Source organism: Vibrio chagasii, from assembly GCF_024347355.1.
Taxonomy (GTDB): domain Bacteria; phylum Pseudomonadota; class Gammaproteobacteria; order Enterobacterales; family Vibrionaceae; genus Vibrio; species Vibrio chagasii.
In genome coordinates this window covers 493,929-509,898 of sequence record NZ_AP025466.1, presented here as the reverse complement: position 1 = coordinate 509,898, position 15,970 = coordinate 493,929, and the positions used below count along the sequence as shown (strand labels likewise).

At 44.0% G+C, this 15,970-nt stretch carries 14 protein-coding genes and 1 pseudogene; 8 read left to right on the top strand and 7 right to left on the bottom strand.

The features are described 5' to 3' along the window. Window positions 1–16: 16 nt before the first annotated feature. From OCV52_RS18250 to OCV52_RS18240, 3 genes and pseudogenes are all read left to right on the top strand, one after another. Window positions 17–721 carry an ABC transporter ATP-binding protein gene (locus OCV52_RS18250; protein ID WP_137408384.1) on the top strand — a complete coding sequence of 235 codons (705 nt, stop codon included), beginning with the start codon at window positions 17–19 and terminating at the stop codon, window positions 719–721. Between the two features lie 213 nt (window positions 722–934). Continuing rightward, the gene (locus OCV52_RS18245; protein ID WP_137408385.1) at window positions 935–2,179 is read left to right on the top strand and encodes an MDR family MFS transporter; all 1,245 of its coding nucleotides are present in this window, start codon (window positions 935–937) and stop codon (window positions 2,177–2,179) included. A gap of 53 nt (window positions 2,180–2,232) precedes the next feature. Continuing rightward, window positions 2,233–3,044 (top strand): annotated as a pseudogene (locus OCV52_RS18240) (helix-turn-helix domain-containing protein). 25 nt (window positions 3,045–3,069) lie between these two features. Here OCV52_RS18240 and OCV52_RS18235 read toward each other — a convergent pair. Continuing rightward, window positions 3,070–3,801, bottom strand: coding sequence for an EAL domain-containing protein (locus OCV52_RS18235; protein WP_137408386.1), 732 nt, complete (start codon window positions 3,799–3,801; stop codon window positions 3,070–3,072). A 379-nt stretch (window positions 3,802–4,180) separates the two neighbouring features. Between OCV52_RS18235 and OCV52_RS18230 the strand changes: the two genes are divergently transcribed. The 3 genes from OCV52_RS18230 to OCV52_RS18220 all read left to right on the top strand — a co-directional run bounded on the left by OCV52_RS18230 (window position 4,181) and on the right by OCV52_RS18220 (window position 7,532). Further along, window positions 4,181–5,374: a glycine C-acetyltransferase gene (locus OCV52_RS18230; RefSeq protein ID WP_102423628.1), complete on the top strand. Its 1,194-nt coding sequence runs from the start codon at window positions 4,181–4,183 to the stop codon at window positions 5,372–5,374. Window positions 5,375–5,481: 107 nt separating this feature from the next. Beyond that, window positions 5,482–6,513 (top strand): L-threonine 3-dehydrogenase, encoded by a 1,032-nt coding sequence (gene tdh, locus OCV52_RS18225; RefSeq protein WP_061031177.1) that lies wholly within the window; start codon window positions 5,482–5,484, stop codon window positions 6,511–6,513. Between the two features lie 173 nt (window positions 6,514–6,686). Beyond that, complete coding sequence (locus tag OCV52_RS18220) at window positions 6,687–7,532, top strand: hypothetical protein (protein WP_137408387.1); 846 nt, start codon at window positions 6,687–6,689, stop codon at window positions 7,530–7,532. Between the two features lie 73 nt (window positions 7,533–7,605). Here OCV52_RS18220 and OCV52_RS18215 read toward each other — a convergent pair whose 3' ends face one another. The 4 genes from OCV52_RS18215 to OCV52_RS18200 form a co-directional block, all read right to left on the bottom strand. Further along, on the bottom strand, window positions 7,606–7,743 hold the full coding sequence (locus OCV52_RS18215) for a hypothetical protein (protein WP_170222464.1): 138 nt from the start codon (window positions 7,741–7,743) through the stop codon (window positions 7,606–7,608). Window positions 7,744–8,355: 612 nt separating this feature from the next. Continuing rightward, complete coding sequence (locus OCV52_RS18210; RefSeq protein ID WP_137408388.1) at window positions 8,356–9,579, bottom strand: DUF819 family protein; 1,224 nt, start codon at window positions 9,577–9,579, stop codon at window positions 8,356–8,358. A gap of 515 nt (window positions 9,580–10,094) precedes the next feature. Continuing rightward, window positions 10,095–12,020 carry a monovalent cation:proton antiporter-2 (CPA2) family protein gene (locus tag OCV52_RS18205; RefSeq protein ID WP_137408389.1) on the bottom strand — a complete coding sequence of 642 codons (1,926 nt, stop codon included), beginning with the start codon at window positions 12,018–12,020 and terminating at the stop codon, window positions 10,095–10,097. Further along, complete coding sequence (locus OCV52_RS18200) at window positions 12,020–12,637, bottom strand: NAD(P)H-dependent oxidoreductase (protein WP_102423623.1); 618 nt, start codon at window positions 12,635–12,637, stop codon at window positions 12,020–12,022. Before OCV52_RS18200 ends, OCV52_RS18205 begins: the two co-directional genes overlap by 1 nt. Window positions 12,638–12,941: 304 nt before the next feature. On the opposite strand from OCV52_RS18200, the gene OCV52_RS18195 reads away from it, so the two are divergent. Continuing rightward, window positions 12,942–14,018 carry a threonine aldolase family protein gene (locus tag OCV52_RS18195; protein WP_137408390.1) on the top strand — a complete coding sequence of 359 codons (1,077 nt, stop codon included), beginning with the start codon at window positions 12,942–12,944 and terminating at the stop codon, window positions 14,016–14,018. A 99-nt stretch (window positions 14,019–14,117) separates the two neighbouring features. Here OCV52_RS18195 and OCV52_RS18190 read toward each other — a convergent pair whose 3' ends face one another. Beyond that, the gene (locus OCV52_RS18190; protein WP_008218887.1) at window positions 14,118–14,243 is read right to left on the bottom strand and encodes a hypothetical protein; all 126 of its coding nucleotides are present in this window, start codon (window positions 14,241–14,243) and stop codon (window positions 14,118–14,120) included. Window positions 14,244–14,477: 234 nt separating this feature from the next. Here OCV52_RS18190 and OCV52_RS18185 point away from each other — a divergent pair, with 234 nt between their 5' ends. Then, a complete protein-coding gene (locus OCV52_RS18185) occupies window positions 14,478–14,912 on the top strand; it encodes a YccF domain-containing protein (RefSeq protein WP_004740303.1) in 435 nt (144 codons plus the stop codon). Window positions 14,913–14,997: 85 nt separating this feature from the next. Here OCV52_RS18185 and OCV52_RS18180 read toward each other — a convergent pair whose 3' ends face one another. Further along, the gene (locus OCV52_RS18180) at window positions 14,998–15,921 is read right to left on the bottom strand and encodes a hypothetical protein (protein ID WP_137408391.1); all 924 of its coding nucleotides are present in this window, start codon (window positions 15,919–15,921) and stop codon (window positions 14,998–15,000) included. Window positions 15,922–15,970 lie beyond the last annotated feature (49 nt).

Below are 15,970 nucleotides of genomic sequence, written 5' to 3'. Positions count from 1 at the left end.
AGACAGCGGAGAAACCATGTCTAACAAATTCTTAGTGGAACTCTCAAATATCGGTAAACACTACTCAAACGGTGATACTGAAATACGTGCATTAGACGGTGTCGATCTCTCGATTGAGAAGGGAGAGTTTTTGTCTATTTTAGGCCCGTCAGGATCCGGTAAATCAACGCTGATGAATATGCTGGGTTGCCTTGATAAGCCGACGGAAGGGGAGTATCAGCTAGATGGAAAAAATGTTGCTGCGTTGAGTGCTAATGATCTTGCTGGTATTCGGAATCAAAAAATTGGTTTTGTATTCCAGAGTTTTAATTTGCTTGAGTATGCATCTGCATTGGACAATGTTGCTCTGCCTCTCGTGTACTCAGGGATCAAAGCCAAAGAGCGTCGTAAGCGTGCGGCGGCATTACTTGAACAAGTAGGGTTGGGCGATCGACTTGACCATAAACCGAATCAGCTGTCTGGTGGTCAGAAACAGCGTGTCGCTATTGCTAGAGCTTTGGTTAATGATCCTCAGATTATATTAGCTGATGAGCCAACAGGGGCTCTGGATTCCAAGTCTGGCGCTGAGATAGAGGCTTTGTTTAATCAGCTTCATGCTGAGGGCCGAACATTGATTATCGTGACGCACGATAATTCGCTTGCTGAACGAACCAAGCGAATCGTGACGATCAAAGACGGAAAGGTATTGTCTGACCGCAAAGGGCAACATTACTCAGCCTAGTGCGTTGATCTTTGACTAGAGGCTGCTCTATGACCTTAACTCTAGACCGCTCTTCGTTAATGGTATTTTGGCTGTGTGCATCTGCTAATGTGAAATAGGTATGGAGGTGCCATAATTAACACAGCTTTATTGAATACTCTGTATCTATTCTACTTACTCTATATACTGGCTGAATAATAATATTTAAATCAGTCGGTTATAGAGGCGTTATCTATGGATAGATCAGAAAGCTTGTTTCAAAAGCAGCGTATAAAACGGTTTAACTTTTCAGTATGGACAGTTCTGACTGGAACGTTACTCGCCCGAACAAGCTACTTTATGGCATGGCCTTTTCTGATCGTCTTTCTCTATGAAGATTACGGCGCTTCAGCGATTGAAGTCGGTACCATGCTAGCGGTATCCGCCGTTGTTGGTGCTGGAACTGGGCTCTACTCGGGTTACCTTTCGGATAAGCTAGGGCGTAAATGGGTCATGGTGCTAGGCAGTTGGATTGCCTCGATATCCTACACTGGCATCGCATTAGCGAGTGAAGTGTGGCAGTTCTATGTGTTGATCATGATGACAGGTCTAATGCGCCCAATGATCGAAGCGCCAGCTAAGGCAGTCATAGGCGATAATCTCAAAGACTCCAAAGATCGTGAGTTAGCGCTGAACATTCGTTACTTCTTACTTAATCTGGGTGGCGCACTTGGTCCATTGATTGGTATCACTTTGGCTCTTTCTCAGCCACAAAACTTGTTCTTTGTTGCTGGTGGTACTTATGTCGTTTACGGTTTCTGGCTGCTGTTAGGAATTGAACGAAAAGGTACTTTTACCAAGCCAGATCCCTCTCAACTGCCTAATTTCGCCGCGACGCTTAATGTGATTCGTAAAGACAACATTTTTGTAAAACTGATGGTCGCTAACTTCATCATGATGTTTGTCTACGCGCAGGTTGAGTCGTCAATTCCTCAAGTCATCGTGCGCTCTTCAATCGCTGATGCCGCTCAACTCATTGCTGGGTTAGTTTTGGTGAATACGCTGACGATTATCGTTTTCCAGTTCCCAATGCTTAAATGGCTTGAGCATGTGCCGCTGTTTGTTAGAACTCGAATCGGCATGATTTTGATGGCGATTGCGCAAATTGGCTTTCTTTTTACACCAAATGATTGGCCACTAGGTTGGGGAATTGCTTGTTTTATATTAAGTTTAGGAGAAGTGATTGCTTTCCCAACCCTTAATGTACAAATCGATAGAGTGGCACCGCCACATCTCAGAGGCTCTTACTTCGGTGCGGCGGCACTTTACTCTCTTGGCTTTGCTATTGCGCCATTGCTTGGTGGTGTGGTGATAGAGATGTTGAGCGCCTACTGGCTATTTGTGCTCTGTTTCATCCTATGCTTGGCGATGATTTGGTTGTACTGGTTGGCAGAGCATACTGAAGACAGTGTCGAAGGAGAGTCGATGACCCAGACTTAGCGAGATGAGCCTTGGGTGTTAAGCGACTGATAATAACTAAGGCAATGTGAGTTATGGATAAATCGAATTTTGCACAAAAGTTAAAGTATCTGCGTGAAGAGAAAGCTTTATCTCAGGAAGAGTTTGCTGAGCTACTTTCCCATTCTCACCGAGCATTTTCTGGTGTCAATCAGGTGATGGTGAGCCAGTGGGAAAGGGCGAAGACACTGCCCAGTTTTGTTCGTCGTTTGGGGATTGCGAGCTTCTTCCGGGTGGATTATGACTTTTCTGTTGAAGAAATGGTGCAAGTGAAAGCAGCAACCAAGAACGCTGAGTGCCCGTTCAGTGTTGATATTGGTTACGATTACGAGGTGACCAGTGTTGAATCACATAGCCTTAGCTCACTGCCTGCAAAAAGGCTCAAATCGATTCAAGGAATGCATCAAAAGACTTACGGCAAAGATTTTATCGAAGTCGCGAGTCATTTGGGTGTGAAGAGAGAAGATATGCAGGTGCTGTGTTTTCTTTATGAGGGCATCATCATTGGGCATGTGGTTTACGACGGTGTCAGCAAGATGCTGTGCAGTGTAGGGGCCGTGAGTATTGTTATTCGTCGCAAGATCTTTGATTACATGGCCGACAACTTAGCGGGCACTGAATTCTGTTTTCCTACTCTTGATCCAGCTATGTGTCAGTTTCTTTATGATCTCTATTTAGAGCCATACATGAGTATGCTTGGTATGCCATTTTTCAAAGCTGATATTAAAAAGTGGTGAAAAATCCCTTTTCTCAGAATATCCAAAACAAGCACGATATCTATTTCAAGTACATCCGTTACCATGACCTAAAACAGAAGAAAAAAAGCGTTGAGTTTGTTTTAAGCTAGCCCACTCCTTAGTAGAACAGAGTCATTACATGACCAGTCTAAGATCCGTCAACGGAAGTGGCTTCGAGTATAGGAAACCCTGACAGCGATCGAAGCCAAGCTGGTGGACACGTTGATGTCTATCTACATCTTCAACACCTTCCGCTACGGTTTTAATTCCAGATGCTTTACAGTAAGCCAAAGTTTGCTGGATTAGTTCAGAGCGAGAACTGTCTTCGCTATTTACAATCGACTTATCAAATTTCACTTCATCGACATCAAGGTTCATCACCTTATTCATGTCTGAGTAACCCACACCGAAATCATCGATAGAGATTTTAATACCAAGCGCTTTATAGCGTTTAATCTGTTCGCAGAGCTCTTCATCCCATTGATCGGCTTCACTGAGTTCGAACGTTAACTGTTTTGCTTTGAACGAGGTATTCCAAAGTAGTTCACGTACTTTTTCTACGTTGTCTGGGTTCGCTAGAACTTTCTTGCTGACATTTACGGCCAAGTTCAAGTGTGCTGATAGTGACTTCACTTCAGTTAAATATTGCTCAAGAACACAAAAGAAGATCTCTTCTTCGTAACCTAGCGCGAACGCACGATCAATGAACACACCGGGTGAAAAGACACCTTCTTCTGGAATATTCAGGCGAAACAGTGCTTCTACGCCTGTTACTTTCTCTGCACTCGCTTCTACTTTTGGTTGATAAAAGCAGGTGTGCCAGTCGTTTTCGAAGGCTTCTTGAATGATGTGGTCGGATAGTGTCATGGGCTTGTTTCTCATCTTATCTTGGGCATCTGTGTAACGGCCGCACATTCTGAGAGAAACAGTAATTCACTACTATATCGTTTTGAGATTAAAAATTGAGATTTGATATGAAAGCGAAATTAGGTCGAATTTTCGGTGAACATGGCGTTAAAAAGAACAAGAGAAGGACGTTAATGTGCCCTGTGTCACTGGGATGAACCATTATTTATGCCTCAGATTCATTAATGTTTTTCCAACTGGAGGGATAATCGAAAAGGGGATGTTCAACTAGAATATAGAGATTAGTTTTACAGTGTAAATGATCGTTTTAGGATCGTTTATATCCCTACATAATGCGGCGCGCGATGCTGCTGAATAATAACTAGGAAGGAATGAGACAATGTCTTCTGCATTTTACCAACAGATTCAAAATCAAATCGAAGAAGTTAAAGAAGAAGGTCTTTACAAGTCTGAGCGCATTATCACTTCTGCTCAAAAAGCAGCGGTTTCTATCTCGACTGGTGAAGAAGTACTAAACTTCTGTGCAAACAACTACTTAGGTCTTGCGAACCACCCTGAGCTTATCGAAGCTGCAAAAGGTGGTATGGATCAGCACGGTTTTGGTATGGCTTCAGTTCGTTTCATCTGTGGTACTCAAGATTCTCATAAAGAGCTAGAGCAAAAGCTGTCTACGTTCCTAGGTAAAGAAGACACAATCCTATACACATCTTGTTTTGATGCTAATGCTGGCCTATTCGAAACGATTCTAGGCAAAGAAGATGCAATCATCTCTGATGCACTAAACCACGCATCTATCATCGATGGTGTTCGTCTATGTAAAGCGATGCGCTTCCGCTATGCGAACAACAACATGGAAGAGCTAGAGCAGCAACTTATCGCAGCTAAAGAAGCTGGCGCTCGCCACACGCTAATCGTAACTGACGGCGTATTCTCAATGGACGGCGTAGTAGCTAACCTTCCTGCTATCTGTGACCTTGCAGACAAGTACGATGCACTAGTAATGGTTGATGATTCTCACGCTGTGGGCTTCATGGGTGAAAACGGCGCTGGTACTCACGAGTTCCACAACGTTGTTGATCGCATCGATATCATCACAGGTACGTTAGGTAAAGCAATGGGTGGCGCTTCAGGCGGTTACACGTCTGGTAAGAAAGAAGTGATCGACTGGCTACGTCAGCGTTCTCGTCCATACCTATTCTCTAACTCTGTTGCACCAGCAATCGTATCAGCGTCTATCCGCGTTCTAGATCTTCTAGCAGAATCTGGTGACCTACGTACAACACTATGGGAAAACTCTGCGCACTTCCGTACTCGCATGGAAGAAGCTGGTTTCACTATGGGTGGTGCTGACCACGCAATCATCCCAATCATGCTTGGTGATGCAAAAGTAGCGGCTGAATTCGCAGAGCGCGCTCTAGAGAGAGGCATCTACGTTGTAGGCTTCTCTTTCCCAGTAGTACCAAAAGGTCAAGCTCGTATCCGTACGCAAATGTCTGCAGCACACTCTCGTGAGCAACTAGACCGCGCAATCGATGCGTTCATCCAAGTTGGTAAAGACATGGGTATCATCTAATTTTATTGCAGGTCGTTAGCGTAACGCTAACGCTGTGATGATTAGATAAAAACAATAAGATTTTTGATTCTCGCCTTACAGTTAGGCGAGATGAACTAGGTAACATTATGAAAATTAAAGCACTTTCTAAACTTAAGCCTGAAGAAGGCATTTGGATGACCGAGGTTGAAAAACCTGAAATGGGTCATAATGATCTTCTTATCCGTATTAAGAAAACCGCAATTTGTGGTACAGACGTACATATCTACAACTGGGATGAGTGGTCACAAAACACAATTCCAGTACCTATGGTTGTAGGTCACGAATACGTAGGTGAAGTTGTTGGCATCGGCCAAGAAGTTCGTGGTTTTGAAATCGGCGATCGTGTTTCTGGCGAAGGTCACATCACATGTGGTCACTGTCGTAACTGTCGTGGCGGCCGTACTCACCTTTGTCGTAACACTACTGGTGTTGGCGTTAACCGCACTGGTGCGTTCTCTGAATACCTTGTGATCCCTGCGTTCAACGCGTTTAAGATCCCTGCGGAGATTTCAGATGACCTAGCATCAATCTTTGACCCGTTCGGTAACGCTGTACACACAGCACTTTCTTTCGACCTAGTAGGTGAAGACGTGCTAATCACTGGTGCTGGCCCAATCGGTATCATGGCTGCTGCGGTTGCTAAGCACGTAGGTGCTCGTCACGTTGTAATTACTGATGTAAACGAATACCGCTTAGACCTTGCTAAGAAGATGGGCGTAACGCGCGCTGTAAACGTGATGGAAGAGAAGCTTGAAGATGTAATGGCTGATCTAGGCATGACAGAAGGCTTCGATGTAGGCCTAGAAATGTCTGGTGTACCATCAGCATTCAACAGCATGCTAACTAACATGAACCACGGCGGTAAGATCTCTCTACTAGGTATTCCACCATCAGACATGGCAGTAGACTGGAACCAAGTAATCTTTAAAGGCTTGGTTATCAAAGGCATCTACGGTCGTGAGATGTTCGAAACTTGGTACAAGATGGCTTCACTAATCCAGTCTGGCCTAGATCTGTCTCCAATCATTACTCACCACTACAAAGTAGACGACTTCCAAGCAGGCTTCGACATGATGCGCTCTGGTATGTCTGGTAAAGTAATCCTAGATTGGGAATAAGCAAATAGGGGAGACCCTTAGCTAGTTCCACAATGAAAATGCCCCAAAGAAATTTGGGGCATTTTTGTTTTTTGAGGGCGAACAAATTCCCATGTCGCCTAATGGCTATTTTGAATATCGGCAATCTTTAAAATACGCGTAAATACACAGCGTTTATATTTAGAGAGGGCTTAATGGCTTGTAAATCACTTGCTGTAATAATGAGTGGATTATTATTAACGTCTACTGTTGCGATTGCTAATGAAGAAAGTAATCAAACAGCAGACCAGGCAGCAAAGGAACTTGCAAACCCGAACACGGCTTACGCGAGCCTTAACTTAAAACTTCAATACTCTGGCGGATATGACGGAGGAGGGGACAGTTTTGCTACAGTTCTGCAGCCGACGCTACCTTTCCCTATGGAGAACGGCGACAAAATCATTTTCCGCCCGGCTATCTCTTATGTTCAGAATGATTTCAATGTGAATACGCCGACAAGTTCCCAACATATGGATCAGTCGGGAGTTAGTGATATTTCCTTTGACCTAGCTTATGCGCCCAAAATGGAAGGCGGGACCATTGCCGCTTTTGGTGTGTTTGCTTCGTTACCAACCGGAAGTAGTGAACTCACGGCGGATCAATTTGCTGTTGGCCCTGAGTTTATGTACGGCAAAGTAAGCGCCGATCGCGTGGTAGGTGTGTTCCCAAGCCACCTTTATGGTGTATCTGGCAATGGTGCGGATAACTCAGATACTCGTATTAACAAGACGTCTACGCAGTTATTTTGGGTAGAGTTATTAGAGGGTGGATGGACGGTGGGCTCAGCGCCGACACTTTCTTATGACTGGAATAAAGATCAGGCTGAAATTCCGTTGAATATTAGCGTAAGTAAAACAACAGTGTTCAACGGTCGTCCTTGGAAGTTTGGTATTGAAGCCAATTACTATATCGAGAAAGACGAAAAGACACGCCCGGATTTCATGCTGAGCTTTAACGTCAGCCCAGTCGTTGAGAACAAACTGGCATCTTTGTTCGATTAATCTTGTTTTAGCTGGGTTCGAAGAGAGGCTGGACGGTCGTCGTTTGGCCTTTTTATTAAAACCAATAAGTTAGCTACAAAGCAAATAAAGACACAGCTGAGAGCGTAGCAACCCGCTTGCTAAACATAGGCTTGTTCCAACCAAGGCGAGCGACATCTTGCTCTGTCAGTTCTAGGTTGATTTGTTCACAATATCTATCGAGTTCGCTCATCGTCATCACCTCGTTAATCACTTTGATAAGCAATATAACTGGATAGATGTGTTCGTATAAATCAATGATTTTATAATAGGTGTTTAGCTAGACTGAACGATAGATTGTTTTAGTATCAATAGGATGAAATTAGGTCTAAATCTTCCTACAGAAAAGCTAATGAAAACAAAACCAAAAGCGGTTTGAAACTAAGAATAAACTTAAAACACACGATTCATTTTGAAGTGAGATACGACTTATTCTGTATGATAGATTTCAAGCACTTAATTTAATTATTGGTGTTTCAAATGGTACGAGTAGACGTTAGAAAATTATCTAACACCCTGATTAAGGCAGGCGTTCCAGAGAAGAGGGCGGTGTTACTTGCCCAAAGCATTTAAAGATTCAATTAATGAAGTCGACCCGGTATCTCAGTCGTATGTGAACAAAAAGATTGAGAAGTCCAAAAATGAAACTCTTCAGTATCTGCTGGCATTCTTGGGGCTACAGATGATCTTAATTCCTTGTTTTCATTACATCATGACTAATCTGTAGACATAAAAAAGCCCGATATTGGCGTACCAATATTGGGCTTTGATGTTTAATGGATAGCTTGAGCTAAGGTGAGCTCACTTAACCCGCAGCAGCCTGCATGATTAGGCCACAGATGTAAGCGCCGTATGTACCTAACGCGTAACCTAGTACCGCCATCAAGATACCTACTGGAGCTAATGCTGGGTGGAATGCTGCTGCAACGACTGGAGCTGATGCCGCGCCACCAACGTTAGCTTGGCTACCTACTGCCATGAAGAACAGCGGTGCACGAATGATTTTCGCCATCGCAATCATGAGCAGGGCATGGATAGTTAGCCATGTGATACCAATGAAGAAGTAACCTGGGTTGTCAAAGATTGCTGTAACGTCCATTTGCATACCGATGGTAGCAACTAAGATATAGATGAACGCTGAACCAATTTTCGATGCGCCACTGTGCTCTAGGCTACGTGTCGATTTGAAGCACGAAGCGATCAACGCGAACGTTGTAACTATAACGATTAGCCAGAAGAAGCCAGATGTTAGACTGTATTTTGCTAGTTCTGGAGCATTCGTTGAGATCCATGGTGCGATTATGTCACTGAAGAAGTGAGCAAGGCCTGTTAGACCAAAGGCAATACCAGCGATCTTCATGAGATCGGTTGTTGTTGTCGGGCGAGCGTTTTCTTCTTGGTATTTCGATACCGTTTCTTTCAGTTCTTCGATTGAAGAAGTGTCTGCTTTTAGCCATGCGTCAATTTTCTTCTGACGGCCAGCCATAATTAGTAGCACTGCCATCCAGATGTTTGCACAGATAACGTCAACCGTAATCATTGCTGAGAACAGGTTATCATTTACATCGAACACTTCTTTCATCGCAGCTTGGTTTGCCCCACCACCAATCCAAGAACCTGCTACTGTCGTTAGGCCGCGCCACACGTCACCAGAGACAAGGTCAGGGTTTACTTGGTCGATGATCAGAATCGCCAGAGGACCACCAATGATAATACCTGCAGTACCAGTCAGGAACATGATGACGGCTTTTGAGCCAAGACCAAAGATCTTACGAAGATCCGCTGAAATGATCAGTAGTACCAGTGCCGCTGGTAGTAGGTAGCGGCTTGCTACGAAGTATAGTTTTGAGTTTGACGCATCGATGATACCAAAACTGTTCAACAATGAAGGAACAAAGTAGCAGAGCAATAGGCCTGGGATGAATGAATAGAATTTTTTCAGTGCGCTGTTTTGGCTACTTTCCGTGATAAATACGCCGCCAAGAATAACAGCTAACATGCCCATAATTACGGCATCATTAGTGATCATTATTATATCTCCTTTAAGGTGAGCGCATAGGTCTCACTTTTTTGATGGCAGGACTATACCGACAACTTCAGTTCGTTACAAATTGTAACGATAGACATCTCTTGAAACATTTGTGTTAATTAGATTGGTTTTGGTTTGTGAATCAGACGCTTCAGGCATTTGTTGTGTGAATGTTTTTGTAATAGTTAGTAAGGTCGACTTTGATATATGCAATGGTGTTCAAAGCCCTGAAACTGGTTATTGGAATTTTAGCTGAGTTCAGTATAGTTAAAGGAAGTGCATATAAAACCATATTTTTACTGAGGTTTATGCATGGCGAGTATGTTTCAAAAATGTAAAAAGTGAATTCGTTTTTGAAGAGAGGGATGAGATTAAAAATTATAGCTTGATCACATAAATTGCGATTATTATCCGCTTAGGTATCAATAAATGGCACTTGTTTGCGGTATTTAGGGGCCATAGATAAAGAAAAAGCGGCTAAATAGCCGCTTTTAATTGGGATTGAGAATCGAAGTTTATGATTCCTCTTCTTCAAAACCGTCTGCATAACCTTTTGGAGGCGGTGTCCAACCACGCTCTGAGCGAGAGTGCTTATCGGATCGGTCTTTCTTCATGTCTTCTTTCATCGCTTCTTCAAGGTGAATAAATATCTGTCGATAGTTGTTGTCGTACCTTGGGTTGTCTTCCGCTTCCGACCAAGCTTTGAATAGCTTTTCAGACTTACGGCTTTCAACACGTTGATAGGTCGATTTCTGCTGTTCTACGAAGAATGGGTGGTGACCCAACGAGCGTAGGGCTTGTGCGCCCATTTCTAGTGCTGAGTGGTAGGTTTCTGATTCCACGAAATCAGCACCAGCCTCTCTTAAGCGGTAACTATGACCACGGTCGAACGCACGAGCCAAGATTTTTACGTTAGGGTAGGAGTGCTTAACGTACTTGACGAGCTCCACGCTTGAGTCTTGATTGTCGATGGCAACAACAAGCATTGCTGCTTCTTCGATACCCGCAGTGTGCAACAGATCGTGACGAGTCGCATCACCAAAGTAAGATTTGATATTAATAGAGCGCAACACGTCGACTTGGTTAGCCTGATGGTCCAGAACCACCGTTTTGACATCGTTCGATACCAATAAGCGGTTAACGATCTGACCGAATCGCCCGATACCCGCAATGATTACTGTGCCTTTCTCTTCGATAGTGTCCTCTTCACGGTCATTCGATTTTTGCTCGTAACGATGCAGAATCACCTTATCAAACAAAATAAACAGGCCCGGAGTTAGGAACATTGAAAGAGCAACCACTAGTGAGAGCGTTTGAACAATGTCAGCCGGCAATACGTGGTTTTGCGCCGAGAAGCTTAATAGTACGAATCCAAACTCACCGGCTTGCGCCAAGCTCAGTGTAAATAGCCAACGATCACTGTTCTTGATTTTGAAAATCAATGCCAAGGTAAAAAGCACAGCTGCTTTTAGTAACATGACACCCAGAGTTAGCCCTATGATTAGGATGAAATCATTGAATAGAACATCGAAGTTGATTCCCGCACCTACCGTAATAAAGAACAAGCCAAGCAGCAGTCCTTTGAACGGGTCGATGTTCGATTCCAGTTCGTGTCTGAATTCACTGTTCGCCAGTACAACACCCGCAAGGAAAGTGCCTAGTGCAGGCGATAAGCCGACAAGGCTCATCAGTGCAGCAATACCAATAACCAGCATCAGTGCCGTTGCCGTGAAGATCTCACGCAGGCCAGAGCTTGCGACGAAGCGGAAGAGTGGACGGCTTAAGAAGTGCCCGCCAACAACCACAATCGCGATAGATGCAGTAATCACAAGACCATAAGCCCAACCAGGTAGGCCAGCAACCAGACTTAACTCTTCATGGTGGTCAGAAGCTGAAGTGACCGCGCTTTGTGCAGCTTCTATTAATTCTGGCAACGCCAACAGAGGAATGAATGCCAGCATCGGAATAACGGCAATATCTTGGAACAAAAGAACCGAGAAGGCATTCTTACCGCCTTCAGTCTTAGATAAGCCTTTCTCGTTGAATGTTTGCAGTACAATCGCTGTCGATGACAACGCAAAGATTAAGCCGATAGTGAGAGCGATAGTCCAAGGTTGGCCAAAGGCTAGAGCAATGCCCATTACAATGGCTGCGGTGCCCCCCACTTGCAGACCACCAAGGCCCATCAAGCGATTTCGCATTGCCCATAGCATCTTAGGCTCAAGTTCAAGGCCAACTAAGAACAGCATCATCACAACCCCGAATTCGGCAAAGTGTTGAATGGTGGTGGTTTCTTCACCGACAAGGCCGATGATAGGTCCGATAACCACACCTGCGATTAAATATCCCAGTACTGAGCCTAAGCCATGACGCTTAGCTATCGGCACTGCGATCACGGCGGCGACTAAGTAGATAAAGGCTTGTAGAAAATATCCCGTCATTATTTAACCTCAGCTTTCAATTCTTCAACGTAGTGGTTGAGCTTTTCTGCCTTACCTGCTTTTTTTACGTTCACTTTGCCTGCAACTAACGCCTCTAATAGAAACTTATAGCTGTAGACATGCTCTTGAATGCGGTTTTCTTCCAAAGCGGTACGTGAACCAAATAGCGCGAAGGGGGCAAGATAGTTCATGCCACATAACGAAGCCGTTTGCTCAATAGGATGAAGCAATTCTCTGATGGTGAAATGGTTGTAACCGTCGCATTGGTAAGCGTCTTGTTTACCGCCCGCGGTGATGCTACAGACTAAGCTTTTACCTTCTAGCTCATTGCCATCCGTGCCGTAGGCAAAACCATACTCAAGAACAAGGTCTTGCCACTCTTTTAGAATTGCCGGAGTTGAATACCAATAAAGTGGGAATTGAAAAATGATGATGTCATGGTCCAACAGGCGTTTCTGTTCACGATCGATGTTAATTTTGAAAGTTGGGTATTCAGCGTAGAGGTCAACACAGGTCACGCCATCAATACACTTGGCTTGTTCGAATAAGGGTTTGTTTGCTTCAGAGCGATGCTGAGAAGGGTGGGCGAATAGCACCAAGACTCGATTTTTCGACATAAAGCCCTCTTTGTCCGTTAACGAATAATGCTTATTGGAATTATAGATATACAATAATAGAAGAATGATTGAAGAACAACGAATTAGCCCATACTTATCTATTTAGATACATAGGTTTATCGAGTGCTCAATTATATAAAACACTCGTTAGTTTGCGTATTTCTGGCACACGTAGACTATGACTAAGTAAAACTAATTATTCGCGAATAATAAAAGCGAATAGACGTATTTTATGTCAACGTTGGTAGCGAACGTAAATAATTCAATCTCTCTACATAGAACAACAATGAATAAAGGAAAAAGTATGAGCATGGACTTGCGTCAACAGTGCAATTTGTTTCTTTCAGGTCACTTAGATCCGACTCCGGCCCAAACATTTGCTCAGATGGCTGAATGGTGTGAAGAGCACAACATACATCACGATACTTACGGTGATGGTGAGTTCATCGAAGGCTTTGAAGCCAAAGTTGCAGATCTGCTTGGATATGAAGCGGCTGTGTTTGTGATCACTGGCACTATGAATCAACCCACGGCACTAGAGATCGCCTGCCAGGAGAAAAGAAACCCGCTGGTTGCGATGCATGAATCGAGTCATATTCTGCGTCATGAACGTCAAGGGTACCAGCTCCAGAACCGCTTTAATGTGTTGCCAGTGGGCAATGTGTTTCGCACTTGGAATGTCGATGACTTGAAAGCGTGGCCAGATGAAATCGCAGCGGCACTGTATGAGTTACCGATGCGAGAGATAGGTGGTCAGCTACCAGGGTGGGAAGAACTCGAAGCGATTAAGCAGTATTGCAACGAACAATCCATTCATCTGCATATGGATGGCGCGCGCTTGTGGGAGTGTGGTGCATATTATCAAAAACCTTACAGTGAAATCGCAAAGGGGTTTGATAGCGCTTATGTCTCGTTATACAAGGGGCTAAATGGACTTGGTGGCTCACTGTTGTTAGGTGATAAAGCGTTTGTAGCCAATGCATCAGCTTGGATGAAACGACAAGGCGGTAATGTGTATCACCGTACACCTTATGTTGTATCGGCAGCAATGCAGTTTGATCAACGACTAGCGCAGATGCCCGCTTTGTATGAACGCACGAAACAGATCTACCAAATCTTGTTAGATTACCCTCAATTCAAAGTGAACCCACAACAACCGCAAGCGAACATGCTACATCTTTATTTGCCGGCAAGTTACGAAGATGGGATTGCTTTAAGAGACAATATTGCTAGTAAGCATAAGGTATGGATAGGAAACCCAGCTATCTGTGAGTTACCGAATCAATGCAAGATTGAGTGGTATGTGGGGGATAACTTATTAAACCTGCCGGATCACGAGTTGATCGATATCTTGGACCTCATTAGCGAAGCACTGATTTGAGTACCGAACGGCTGGACTGAATCTAGTGAGGAGTGCTAACTAGGATGAATACAGGTGTGTTTACCTGTATTCATTTAAGTCGGGACAATAGAGGGTGTGTTACATATATTGGTTGATGTACACGTCGACTAGGAACATGAATACTGGAACGGTGCTAAGAACTCCGAAGAAGACGATAGGCACCCAGTTTTTCATTTTCTTTTTAGGTTGCTCTGTATTGTTCATAGATTCGGCCTTAAATTCGTTGTTGAGTCTGCGCTTGGGTTAGAACTGAATGGTATCAAATAAATTAGCACTGCCCTATGCGGATTTGGTATTTCGTGGTGTGCATCAAACACAGAAAATCGCGTTGATTCATAAACGGTTCATAAAGGCTCAACAATAATGAACTTATTGAAAGAAGCACAGCCTTATTTGGCATAGTAATTAAACAGCATTCAAAGAGTTGGAGAATACAGAATGAAAACAATAGGTAACATCATTTGGTTTCTGTTCGGTGGCGTATTTATGGGATTGGCGTGGTGGTTCTTTGGGCTGCTTGCATTCCTTACCATCGTTGGTATTCCGTGGGGTAGAGCGTGTTTTGTTATGGGGAACTTCTCGTTCTTTCCATTTGGTCAAGAAGCCATTTCTCGTGATGAGCTGACCAATGAAATGGATATTGGTACCAGTCCGTTAGGTATGATAGGTAACATCATATGGTTCTTGTTTGCAGGTATTTGGCTTGCGATTGGTCATATCATGTCAGCGGTGGCATGTTTCATTACCATCATTGGTATTCCGTTTGCGATTCAGCACCTTAAGCTAGCGGTTATCTCACTGGCGCCAATCGGTAAAACGGTGGTTGATAAACGCGAAGCAGAAGCGGCACGAGTGAGAAATTACAAAGGGTAAGATTTTAATTCGAGCTGTAGAGAACTCAAAAGCACATCATTTGATGTGCTTTTTTCATAGAGTATGTCTAACGCTTCTGATAACGCTAAACGTTATTGAACAAGACTTCGACTCGAAAGGTGATGTTGGCTTCTTCAGTGTGTTTCTCGTATGGCTCTCGCTCCCACTGATAGCGCGGAGTAATCTCGTAAAATAGCCACTCTTTCCAAATGTTTTCTCGATAGGTAACCGACACTTGCGAGTATTCGTAGTGGTTATATGGCTCGCTGGTCGCGGTTATCGTGGCGCTGTATTGCAGAGCTTGGTCTTGAGAAAGGTAATGGTACAAGGTAATGCCCGTACCATACTCCCAGCCTTTGAGGTCATCGTTATAGCCAGCAAAGTTAGACCAACGCGCTAAGAAATTGTCACTCAAAGAGAGGTCAAAATCGATATCAGTGATCTCTCCCGTCTCTTTCTTCTCTTGATACACACGTTGGGTTAGCCGAAGCACTGCATCTGTGGTGAGCGGGTAGGTAAAACGGTAGCGAGCCTCGATACGAGGGCGCAGAGTCGCTTTGATATTAAAACTACTGTAACCCTTGGCATAGGCGTCATAACGAAGGCCAAGTGCATTCTCTAACTCTTCAGAATCTTGCGGGAAGAAGTCTAAGAATTCTTCATCGCCAACAGACTCGTAGATTAGCTTAAGCCTTTTGCTGACAAAGGGTAAATGTAAGCGTGCGTTGAGCTTGGTGGAGTAATCCACGTCACCGCCCTCAGAATAGATGAAATCATTATACCAACGTACAGAGGTTCCGGCTCTGGCGTCCTCGGTAATACGGTCATCCACAAAGAAGTTATCGAACCATATTGCGGGCTGACAAAACTTGCTGTTTAGGTAGTGGTAAGCTTTTTCGACGCGCGTGTCTTCTAACGGTTGGCTGTGACACTCATCCTGTTCCTCCGCGAAGGCAGAGTGGGAAACGAGCGATGCTAATAATGAGGAGCTAACTATCCAACGACTCAATGGAACCTGTTTGTCATTCTATGTATCAATAGTTTAACTATAACTAAGC

Excerpts from the sequence above, each read along its gene's own strand:
- OCV52_RS18230 (WP_102423628.1), top strand. The coding sequence starts at position 4,181 with ATGTCTTCTGCATTTTACCAACAGATTCAAAATCAAATCGAAGAAGTT.
- OCV52_RS18235 (WP_137408386.1), bottom strand. The coding sequence starts at position 3,801 with ATGACACTATCCGACCACATCATTCAAGAAGCCTTCGAAAACGACTGG.
- OCV52_RS18190 (WP_008218887.1), bottom strand. The coding sequence starts at position 14,243 with ATGAACAATACAGAGCAACCTAAAAAGAAAATGAAAAACTGGGTGCCT.
- tdh (WP_061031177.1), top strand. The coding sequence starts at position 5,482 with ATGAAAATTAAAGCACTTTCTAAACTTAAGCCTGAAGAAGGCATTTGG.
- OCV52_RS18210 (WP_137408388.1), bottom strand. The coding sequence starts at position 9,579 with ATGATCACTAATGATGCCGTAATTATGGGCATGTTAGCTGTTATTCTT.
- OCV52_RS18200 (WP_102423623.1), bottom strand. The coding sequence starts at position 12,637 with ATGTCGAAAAATCGAGTCTTGGTGCTATTCGCCCACCCTTCTCAGCAT.
- OCV52_RS18245 (WP_137408385.1), top strand. The coding sequence starts at position 935 with ATGGATAGATCAGAAAGCTTGTTTCAAAAGCAGCGTATAAAACGGTTT.
- OCV52_RS18185 (WP_004740303.1), top strand. The coding sequence starts at position 14,478 with ATGAAAACAATAGGTAACATCATTTGGTTTCTGTTCGGTGGCGTATTT.
- OCV52_RS18220 (WP_137408387.1), top strand. The coding sequence starts at position 6,687 with ATGGCTTGTAAATCACTTGCTGTAATAATGAGTGGATTATTATTAACG.
- OCV52_RS18250 (WP_137408384.1), top strand. The coding sequence starts at position 17 with ATGTCTAACAAATTCTTAGTGGAACTCTCAAATATCGGTAAACACTAC.
- OCV52_RS18195 (WP_137408390.1), top strand. The coding sequence starts at position 12,942 with ATGAGCATGGACTTGCGTCAACAGTGCAATTTGTTTCTTTCAGGTCAC.
- OCV52_RS18205 (WP_137408389.1), bottom strand. The coding sequence starts at position 12,020 with ATGACGGGATATTTTCTACAAGCCTTTATCTACTTAGTCGCCGCCGTG.
- OCV52_RS18215 (WP_170222464.1), bottom strand. The coding sequence starts at position 7,743 with ATGAGCGAACTCGATAGATATTGTGAACAAATCAACCTAGAACTGACA.